The following is a 786-nucleotide window of genomic DNA, read 5'->3' on the forward strand; positions in this document are numbered from 1 at the left end:
CGCCCTTTCCGCGTCACCGGGAAGGTCACGATCCGATAACGGATCTTAAATTGATGCCTGGCAGTTCCCTACTCTCGCATGGGGAGACCCCACACTACCATCGGCGCTACGGCGTTTCACTTCTGAGTTCGGCATGGGGTCAGGTGGGACCACCGCGCTAAAGCCGCCAGGCAAATTCCTGCGCACGAAACGAATATTTTTCACTGATGCCGCGTTGCTCTCCCTCGCGTTACTCAGTCACATACTTCCGTATGCTCCTTCGTTCCGTCTCGGTCGGCGCCTCGCCTCAGCGTAAAATCTTTCGTTTCCGCTAATTCTTTATCCGTTAAACAAGCTGAAAATCCGGTCTCTCAGACCAAAACGCCTCTGGCGTTGTAAGGTTAAGCCTCACGGGTCATTAGTACCGGTTAGCTCAACGCATCGCTGCGCTTACACACCCGGCCTATCAACGTCGTAGTCTTCAACGTCCCTTCAGGACTCTCAAGGAGTCAGGGAGAACTCATCTCGGGGCAAGTTTCGTGCTTAGATGCTTTCAGCACTTATCTTTTCCGCACTTAGCTACCGGGCAGTGCCATTGGCATGACAACCCGAACACCAGTGGTGCGTTCACTCCGGTCCTCTCGTACTAGGAGCAACCCCCCTCAATTCTCCAGCGCCCACGGCAGATAGGGACCGAACTGTCTCACGACGTTCTAAACCCAGCTCGCGTACCACTTTAAACGGCGAACAGCCGTACCCTTGGGACCTACTTCAGCCCCAGGATGTGATGAGCCGACATCGAGGTGC

Annotated in this window: 2 rRNA genes; both read right to left on the bottom strand. The window is 55.0% G+C overall.

The features are described from left to right. Positions 1 to 55: 55 nt before the first annotated feature. Positions 56 to 171, bottom strand: a 5S ribosomal RNA gene (rrf, locus tag PMI14_RS06755). Between the two features lie 205 nt (positions 172 to 376). Further along, positions 377 to 786: ribosomal RNA gene (locus PMI14_RS06760) — 23S ribosomal RNA — on the bottom strand; the annotation flags it as partial.

The sequence above is a fragment of the Acidovorax sp. CF316 genome, from assembly GCF_000276605.1.
Lineage (GTDB): Bacteria > Pseudomonadota > Gammaproteobacteria > Burkholderiales > Burkholderiaceae_C > Acidovorax.